The sequence below is a fragment of the Mesorhizobium abyssinicae genome (genome assembly GCF_049887195.1).
Taxonomy (GTDB): Bacteria; Pseudomonadota; Alphaproteobacteria; order Rhizobiales; family Rhizobiaceae; genus Mesorhizobium; species Mesorhizobium abyssinicae.
Genome location: NZ_JARAKC010000036.1, coordinates 20007 through 28662 on the forward strand (window position 1 = coordinate 20007; position 8656 = coordinate 28662).

General features: G+C 57.6%; 5 protein-coding genes and 3 pseudogenes. 7 read left to right on the plus strand and 1 reads right to left on the minus strand.

The features are described from left to right. The first annotated feature begins 1 nt into the window (after position 1). The 5 genes and pseudogenes from PU724_RS32020 (at position 2) to PU724_RS32040 (ending at position 5850) form a co-directional block, all read left to right on the plus strand. Positions 2 to 1024 carry a beta/alpha barrel domain-containing protein gene (locus PU724_RS32020; protein ID WP_354425551.1) on the plus strand — a complete coding sequence of 341 codons (1023 nt, stop codon included), beginning with the start codon at positions 2 to 4 and terminating at the stop codon, positions 1022 to 1024. A gap of 299 nt (positions 1025 to 1323) precedes the next feature. Beyond that, complete coding sequence (locus PU724_RS32025; protein ID WP_426213766.1) at positions 1324 to 3267, plus strand: HAD hydrolase-like protein; 1944 nt, start codon at positions 1324 to 1326, stop codon at positions 3265 to 3267. 280 nt (positions 3268 to 3547) lie between these two features. After that, positions 3548 to 3981 (plus strand): annotated as a pseudogene (locus PU724_RS32030) (helix-turn-helix domain-containing protein); the annotation flags it as partial. A gap of 555 nt (positions 3982 to 4536) precedes the next feature. Further along, the gene (locus tag PU724_RS32035) at positions 4537 to 5259 is read left to right on the plus strand and encodes a 3-hydroxyacyl-CoA dehydrogenase NAD-binding domain-containing protein (protein ID WP_426213768.1); all 723 of its coding nucleotides are present in this window, start codon (positions 4537 to 4539) and stop codon (positions 5257 to 5259) included. A gap of 417 nt (positions 5260 to 5676) precedes the next feature. Further along, positions 5677 to 5850, plus strand: a complete 174-nt coding sequence (locus tag PU724_RS32040; protein ID WP_426213767.1) for a hypothetical protein — start codon at positions 5677 to 5679, stop codon at positions 5848 to 5850. 96 nt (positions 5851 to 5946) lie between these two features. Here PU724_RS32040 and PU724_RS32045 read toward each other — a convergent pair. Beyond that, positions 5947 to 6976: pseudogene (locus tag PU724_RS32045) on the minus strand (IS110 family RNA-guided transposase). A 208-nt stretch (positions 6977 to 7184) separates the two neighbouring features. On the opposite strand from PU724_RS32045, the pseudogene PU724_RS32050 reads away from it, so the two are divergent. Further along, positions 7185 to 8200, plus strand: a pseudogene (locus tag PU724_RS32050) (IS110 family RNA-guided transposase). A gap of 248 nt (positions 8201 to 8448) precedes the next feature. Beyond that, positions 8449 to 8656 (plus strand): transposase (locus tag PU724_RS32055; protein WP_426213769.1); only part of this gene is annotated, 208 nt, incomplete at its 3' end.

An 8656-nucleotide genomic window follows, 5' to 3' on the forward strand; every position in this document is an offset into this window, starting at 1 on the left:
AATGCTAGGCACGATACCGGATGTGTTAAATTTCCTAGACTGCACCCTGCGTGACGGTGGGTACTACACGAGTTGGGATTTTCCACCAGGACTGGTCTCGGACTATGTCGCTACCATCAACGCTCTCCCGGTACGCATGGTCGAGCTGGGGCTCGCCGGAAAGCCTGAGAGTAGCGGATATTTCGCCAGTATGACGACCTCTAAGGCCGAAGAGGTAGCTGCTGATCTCCTGGTTGAAGCATGCGTGATGATCGATGCCAAGGATGTGCTTGCGAGCGAGCTGCCTTTACCTATTGCCGTGGCGCGCCTGGCAGAGGGATTACGGCCAGGGCGGATAACGACCATAAGAGTCGCGGCGCACTACAGCAAAGTGGCGGCATGCCGGAACATTTGCGCTGAGCTGTCGCAGAGAAGCTTCCGTGTGTTTTTGAACCTGATGCAGATCGACGCAGCTGATGCTGCAGCAGTTGAGGTCTGCCTGAACGAGCTAGAGCGGATCGACAGCCTTGACGTGCTTTATATTGCGGATTCCTTTGGCTCCATGAAGCCGAGCCGTGTTCAGGAATTGATCGGCCAGTTTGCCGGTCAACTTGGGTATGACATTGGATTTCACGGCCATGACAACCGAGGATTCGCTCTGATCAATTCAGTGGCGGCCGCGATGGCTGGAGCGACCTGGATAGACTGCACCATGGGCGGCATGGGCCGTGGAGCCGGAAATACAGCTAGCGAGCAGCTCCTGCCGGTTCTCGATCACCTCGATGCATCCGTCGAGCAGGCGCTTCTGAGGCACGTCCTGCATCACTTCGATCCGCTTCGCGAACGACATGGCTGGGGGAGAAGCGCGGCATATCAGTTCGCGGGCTCAAACTTCATTCATCCTTCCTATGTTCAAAAGCTGCGCGAAGAGGGGACCGTATCTGATGCCGCGATTATCGACCTCCTGTCCAATCTCACCGCCAACGAACGCTTAAGTTTTGTCGACCGAAAAATCTCGGAGCTGAAGTGCAGAAAATCTGCCTGACCGCAGTTGTCTCCGCAGAGCATCCGTTTTCCCGATTGGAGCCAGCCATGACTCTACAAAATGCGGCTGTGAAACCATCGGTCTTGCCGTCCGATCCGCGGTTTTCATCAGGCCCTTGCCGTAAACATCCCGGTTGGAGCGTCCACTCAGCCATGCTCCGACATGTCGGACGAAGCCACCGGAGCCCCGCAGGAGCAGAAAGGCTGAAAGGGGTAATCAGGCGCATGGTGGCTCTGCTAGAGCTGCCCGATAGCTGGATTTGCGGTATCGTGCCCGGTTCGGGCACTGGGGCATGCAGCATGGCCCTACAGAACCTTCTTGGCCCGTCTCCAGTCGAGACATTCTTGTCAGATAGCTTCTCGCGGTATTGGGCAAATGAGATCGATACGTTAGCGCTAGCTTCGCAGAGGCGCCACGTTTGTGCTTTCGGGGAATTCCCGCACACCGAGGGGATCGATCCCAATCACGACATTGTCCTGGTATTAAACGGCACCAACAGCGGCGTTTGCCCACCGAATCTTGATTGGATATTTCCTGACCGGGCCGGACTTGTGATCGCAGATGCCGTCTCTGCAGCTTTTACGAGGCGTATCGCTTACGATCGAGTCGACGTTCTGTGCTGGTCTTGGCAGAAGGCGCTTGGCGGCGAAGGCGGCCATGGCATGATCGCGCTCTCGCCTCGGGCCCAGGCGCGGCTGAAGGTCGGCGAGGTTAAGCCCGTAGCCAGGCTCATGAAGCTCCACAATGCCGATGGGTCCGTGAACGAAGCATTCTTTGGCGGTCGCACTATTTCGACCCCCAGCATGTTCGCCGTCGAGGATATACATTCTGCGCTCGACTGGGCCGAAGCGTGTGGTGGGCTATCCGCGCTTCTGAACAGAGTTGCCGATAACTATGCTGTAATGGCGGATTGGGTGGACTCTACTCCTTGGATTGATTGGACTTGCCCCGATCCCGCCTCACGTTCGGCCTGTTCAATCACGCTCCGGGTTCTCAAAGAGCAACTCGCAGTCGGAGAGACGGAGGACGATGGGGAAATCGCAGGGCGGATGACTCGTCTGCTCGAGGTAGAAGGCGCGGCTTTTGACATTTGGAGCTACGGTGACGCGCCCCCGGGATTCCGGATATGGGCGGGGCCTACGGTCGAGTCCGAAGACCTTTCGATTTTATGCAAGTGGCTGGCCTGGGCTTATATTGAGGCGTCCCAAGACAATATACCACCCGAAGTGAGCCTCGAGCGTCCAGGCCGTTTTCCGTCCTCTAGTGCGAGCGCAGTTCAGCCAAGGAGGGACTCGGTCCATCGTGCACTCGCCGGTCCTCCCGAAAGCTCAACTTCCCATACGCTGGCAGATTGCTATGACGCGATACTTTTCGACGCAACGGGAGTCCTTATTAGCGGAAATGACGCCATCCAAGGCGCTGATGATATCTTAACCAGACTTGATACGTCTGGGCGTCCATACTACATAGTGACGAATGTTAGTAGTGGATCTGATGAAACCATATTGGCGCGTCTTCGCGCCGCCGGACTACCAATTCCAACAGTTGACCGTATAGTGTCGGCGGGAGGTGTTGCACGACATTTCGTACTTGAAGAGCTGGAAGCCGGTCGACTGGTTTCTTATCTAGGCAGTCCACAAGCTGCGCATGATGTTTTCGGCAAGCATCCACATCTTCGTTTCGCCGCTACGGCCGAGACATTCGACACGCTCGTGGTGCTCGATGACGAAGGTTTCGACTTCAAACGAGCTGCCGACCGCATCCTGTCAATCTTTCAACGCAGGCTGATCGAGACGGGCGAAATGCCCCGTATGATAGCGGCAAACGTGGACATCATTTATCCGAGCAAGGATGGGTCACTCTTCTTCGGACCTGGCATAATAAGGCCAATGCTCGAGGCAGGACTAGCACCGTTTGGAGCTCCTCCGATCTCAGTCAAGTTTGTGGGCAAGCCAGGAAGACCGATTTTCGACGAGTGCATCGCTCGGGCCGGTACCAACCGCCTTTTGATGGTCGGCGACCAGGTTGATACTGATATCAAGGGTGCAAAGGCTGCCGGGCTCGACGCACTTCTCATAACCAGGGGCCTCAACAACGGCGGCGAGTTGTGTCAAGACGAGGACGGAGTTCCTGACTATGTCGCAAACCACCTCGATCAAATCTTTGACGGCAGTTTGTTTCCACACGAGCTATCCGCGAAATGTTCCACCGCACCTTCAAACGGCCGTCGCGGCCCTCGGTGAGTTTGTCATCGAGGTGCTCGCCGAGCTGGGCGTTCGATATCCGCTCCCCGGCAGCGCTCTTGTTAAGATCCTCCAGATATGCGTTTGCTTAGGAAACACTTCACCCGGACCCCGTGATCACGGCCCTTCGTACAGAAGTCCTGCCGGTCCTAAATCCCCAGCGATGCTCGAACCGACGCGGCGGCTTTCCACTCGTCTGAACCGAACCGGTTGATCGGAGGGCTTGAACTCCTCCGAACGAAACGAAGAACAGACCCCTCTCTTTTGAGAGGAAGAATCGATGGCGAGAGAGTTTTCATCGCAACCTGCATTGTCTGGAACGGTGCGGGGTTGGAAAAGCGATCGGGGGAAGAAGTTCTGGACATGGTAGGCCTTCACGAACGAGGCTGGGGAGCGAAACGAATTGCGCAGGAGTTTGGATGCGCGCGCAACACGGTTCGCCGATATCTTCGTGAAGGTGGCGTTGTTGCGTATCGCCAGCCCGTGCGTCGGACAGCATTTGATGGTCTGGACGATTGGCTTAGTCGGATGCACATCCGGGCCTCGCCGAGGCAGCGCCAGACCGACTGGTTCGAAGGGATGGAAGGCGCTTACCTGCGTTCCGGGGGCGTGCCGACGGAAGTTCTGATCGCTAATGCAAAGGCGCTGGTTGAAACGCGTGAGCTTTGCATAAAGGCAATCCATCACATTGACTTCGTAACTCGAGGTGTAAAAGCCAGGATCCAACGCCTGAAGAAGAAAGGCATCAAGTTCACCGGCGGTTACGGTAAGATGACTGCCAAGGACGTCAAGTTCTCATTGGAACGGATTATCAAGTACAAGTCAGGGAGTATGGGCGAGCTGGGCTCGTTCGATCATGTCGAGATCGAGGACGATCAAACGGGCGTTGTCGTGTTCAACACGTCCTATGTGCCGGTCTGGACCCTCGTCTTCCCTTGCGCCAGCGGTCATATAGTTTCCGAGCAGGCGGCAATGAAGGCTACCAAGGACGGCCGCAATTTCGGCATGAACCCGCCGGCGTTCTCTGGGAGAGCGTGAAGACGATGTGGCGGCGGCGCAATAGGCCTTCAGCGTCTCGTTCATGAAAACGGGACCGTTGTCCGTATCCAGGCCGAGAAGCGCGAAGGGCAGTTGCTTGCGCAATTCTGTGAAGCGTTCTCCCGGGGCTTCATGGGAGAGGCGGCTTTGATGCCGCAATTGCAGGCGCTGACTGCTGGACTGCCCATGCCGGCCCCGGGCAAGCTAACATTCACCCTGGACTCAGCAGAGATGGCGGCCAAGGCCGATTTCATTCAGGAGAATGTGCCCGAGTCTCTCGAACTCAAGCTGCGGGTATTGGAGCCCATCTCCAAAGTGGCTGACCCCGACGTCGTTATATCCTCCAGCACTTCGGGATTCATGCCAAGCGAATTGCACACTGGCATATCCCATCCGGAGCGAATAATTGTCGGTCACCCATTCAATCCCGTTTACCTGTGTCCGCTGGTTGAGGTCGTTGGAAATAGTCAAACGAGTCCGGACGTGAAGGAGGCAGCCGCTGAATTCTACCGATCGATCGGAATGCATGTCCTGCCGCTAAAGCGTGAGGTCTCGGGTCACCTCTCGGATAGGCTTCAGGAGTCAATGTGGCGCGAAATTCTCCATATGGTCAACGACGATATAGCAACCACAAGTGAAATCGACGAAAGCATTGTGTACGGTCCCGGTTTGCGTTGGGCAATCATGGGTATCAGCCAACTCTACATGCTTTCGGCCGGAGAGGGTGGCGTTGAATATTTCTTCAAACAATTTGGGCCGTCGGTTGATTGGCCCTGGTCACACAACACGGCCCCTGCTGTGACGAGAGACATCATCGATCGCTTCGCAAGCGGTACAGCCGATCAGGCAGCAGGGAAGTCGGTTAGGGAACAGGAGAAGGTTCGAGACGAGTGTATGGTGGCCATCCAGAGTGTTGGCGAAGTACAACATGGGATCTGGAAAAACTCTAAATGAATTTGAAGCGAGAATGCGTGCAAAGTCCGCAGGTTAGCGGCCACTTCTCACGCGAAGTAATTGTGACTGTTGCCATTCAAGTCCACGTCGATTGCATTGTATGATGGAGTTCGGCCCGATCTGAATAGAAACTCGTGTTTAGGCAATCCGAGATAAGATGTATAGGGGCTCGATGTCGAAGATCGCGCCGTCTGTTCTTGTAGACCCCAATGGAACGTTAAATAGCGGACAATATGACCCTGACGGAGGAATCTGGCGTGGCGATCATGTGTCACTTGCGCTGGAGCGCGAGCGTGGACACGTGGCGTGCCGCGCGATGGTGACCAAAACTCGCCGCAGGAAAACTGTCGAGCCATGCACACGCTGAGAGACGGTTTTGAAAATCGTCTGGCTATGGGTTCCGTCTGAGGCTTGGTTATGATTCATGTGTGGACGGCCCCCGTTGAGCAAGAAGATTCTGACAATGGCAATACTGAAGCGGTCAGGTTCATTCCTGTGTTCGGCCTGTTTTTGTGCGGCCTCAGGCCACTGGCCATGATGGTGTCGGTGGATCGGGCCCTCATCAAGCTGCCGCGCTGCGATGCGCGTTGAATCACGCAGGTTCTCCCGATCCCCGGCTTGACCGGATCTGCATCACTGATGTCGTTCTCTCCTGCCCAAACTGGATGTCATTTCGCGGGACCGTCGTTACCCTCGAGCCATTGACGGCGTCGCGCGGTAGTTTTCCTCACGCGCCATCACCGCCCAGGCGATCCGCGCTACCTTGTTGGCGACAGCGACTGTGACCAGCCGTGCCGGCTTACGCTCGAGCAACTGGTTCGCCCAGGTGCTGACGGTCGTCGCTTTTCGCCGCGTGTAATCGGATGACCGCCGTGGCGCCGACGACGAGGAGATGCCGTAAATAGCGATCTCCCATCTTCGAGATTCCTCCCATTCTGTCTTTGCCACCGGAGGAATGTTGTTTTGGAACAAGGCCGAGCCAAGCAGCGAATTGACGACCGGAGCGGAAGACTTTTGCGTCGACGACGGTGGCGGCGAGGGGCGGTCGCCGTGTGAAGCCGATTCCGGGAATGGTTGAAAGCCGCCGGCAGACCTGGTTCGTGCGATACCACGCCAGAAGCTCGATCTCGATCTTCCGGATTTGCGCGCCAAGCCCCTCGATCGTTCGGGCGAGGAGGATAAGAACCTGTCGCGCCATCGCGGGGAGCGGCCCATCGCCCTTGTCCAGAGCTTCGATTAGACCACGGACTTGGGCCCGGCCCTTCGGTGCGACGACGCCATACTCGGCCAGATGCGCCCGCATCGCGCTGATTTGCGCTGTGCGCTGCCGAACCAAGAGGTGGCGAGCCCGATGAAGCATCAGAATGCTCTGGGCATCCGCCGATTTGACAGCCACGAACCGCATTGTCGGTCGCGTCACCGCCTCGCAGATCGCTTCCGCGTCGGCCGCATCGTTCTTGTTGCGCTTGACGTAGCCCTTTACATAAGCCGGCGGCATCAACTTGACCACATGCCCGAGTGCAATCAGCTCCCGCGCCCAATGGTGCGCCGTCGCGCAGGCTTCCATGCCGATGAGGCACGGCTGCATATCGCGAAGCAACGGGATAAGCTGATCGCGCCGAACTTTTCGACGGAGCACCGCGTTTCCAGCATTATCGACGCCGTGAACTTGAAAGACGTTCTTGGCGATATCCAATCCAATCGTGATAACTTGCATGCGGACGGTTCCTTCCCTCTGGTGGTCCTTTGACAACGCCATCTTGGCACATTGCGATGCCGCTGGGTCGGGGGCCGTCCACATGGGGTAATCGCCGGAGCGGCGGCCCTGAGAGCCAAATCATGTTCCTGAAGGGTGGCTGTTCCCCGATAAGATGAAATACGGGCTCACGACTGGACGCCGGGCCCAGCATCAACGGAGAACAGCCATGACAGAATATATCGGTCTCGACGTGTCGATGAAAGAAACGGCAGTGTCGATCCGCCGTGAAGGCGAACGGATCTGGCGCGGAAAGTGCGCCTCTGATCCCAACATCATTGCTGAGCTTGTCCGCAAGCGGGCGCCTAGCGTAAAGCGCATCGTATTCGAAACCGGCCCGCTGTCGATGTGGTTCTATCATGCGCTGCGCGCCGAGGGATTGCCAGCAGTCTGCATCGATGCGCGCCATGCCAAGGCTGCGCTTGACATGGCGGCGAACAAGACGGACGCGAACGACGCCGACGGTTTAGCGCAGCTTGCAGAGGTAGGGTTCTTTCGCGAGGTGCGCGTCAAAGGCTTCGACAGCATGTTGACCCGCACGCTCGTGGCAGCACGCACCCGGCTGGTCCGGATCACCGTCGAGCTTTCCAACCAGATCCGAGGGATCATGAAAACGTTCGGCTTGCTCGTTCCCGCAGGTAAGGGAACCACGTTCGAGAAGAACGTTCGAGGCCTTCTTGTCGATCACAAGGAACTTGCTCCTATCGTGTTACCGATGCTCCAGGCCTGGCGCGGCATTCGCATCCGCGCCGCCGAGCTCGGACGCCAACTGGTTGCGGATGCTCGTCAGAGCCAAGCGTGCCGCGCCCTCATGTCGATCCCCGGTATCGGCGTGATCACCGCGACCTCTTTCGTCACCGCCATTGAGGATCCAAACAACTTCAAGAAGTCCCGCTCTGTCGCCGCCTGGATCGGTCTGACAACGCGCCGATACCAATCGGGAGAAGTCGATTATGACGGCCATATATCCCGGCGTGGGGACCGACATCTGCGGGGACTTCTCTACGAAGCCGCGGCGGTCATCCTGACACGCTGTTCGGCCGAAAGCAGCCTACGCACATGGGGTCTCAAGCTCCGGGCTTCAAACGAGCCGCCGTGGCCGTGGCGCGCAAATTGGCGGTGATCATGCACACGATGCGCAAGACTGGCGAGCTCTTCAATCCGACTGCAGGAGCCGCAGCGTAATCCAGATAGCGTTCAGAATCTGAGCGCCTGAGGCGTCCCCGCCGGACGTGAGCCGAGCCATTCCCTTGATGGGGGTTGCACTGCTGTCTCAGCAAAGTGTGTCGTCCACATTGAAGGCTCGTCCCGCGAAGCTCCATCATGCGGCGGCGAATGTCGACCGCGAAGACAACCGTGCACCAGGCAGCGCCGTATCCGCGCGATAGATGCTTGACGCCAAGCCGCGATTAGACAACCCCATCAAGCTGTGGATGTGGACAGAGCAGAGCCGTGGGCGGATGGCCCGGATTGCCAAGAAGACCAAGCGCTACCCGTCTGATTTGGCGGACGAAGAGTGGGAGCAGTTCGCACCGCTGATGCCCAAGCCTGGGCGTCGCGGCCGTCCGCGCGAGGTTGATTTCCGGGAGGTGGTCAACGCCCTGCGCTACCTGGTCCGCTCCGGTTGCGGTTGGCGGATGC

Bases quoted from the DNA above. Each gene is read 5' to 3' on its own strand.
- PU724_RS32020 (WP_354425551.1), top strand. From the start codon at position 2: ATGCTAGGCACGATACCGGATGTGTTAAATTTCCTAGACTGCACCCTG.
- PU724_RS32025 (WP_426213766.1), top strand. From the start codon at position 1,324: ATGGCCCTACAGAACCTTCTTGGCCCGTCTCCAGTCGAGACATTCTTG.
- PU724_RS32035 (WP_426213768.1), top strand. From the start codon at position 4,537: ATGGCGGCCAAGGCCGATTTCATTCAGGAGAATGTGCCCGAGTCTCTC.
- PU724_RS32040 (WP_426213767.1), top strand. From the start codon at position 5,677: ATGATTCATGTGTGGACGGCCCCCGTTGAGCAAGAAGATTCTGACAAT.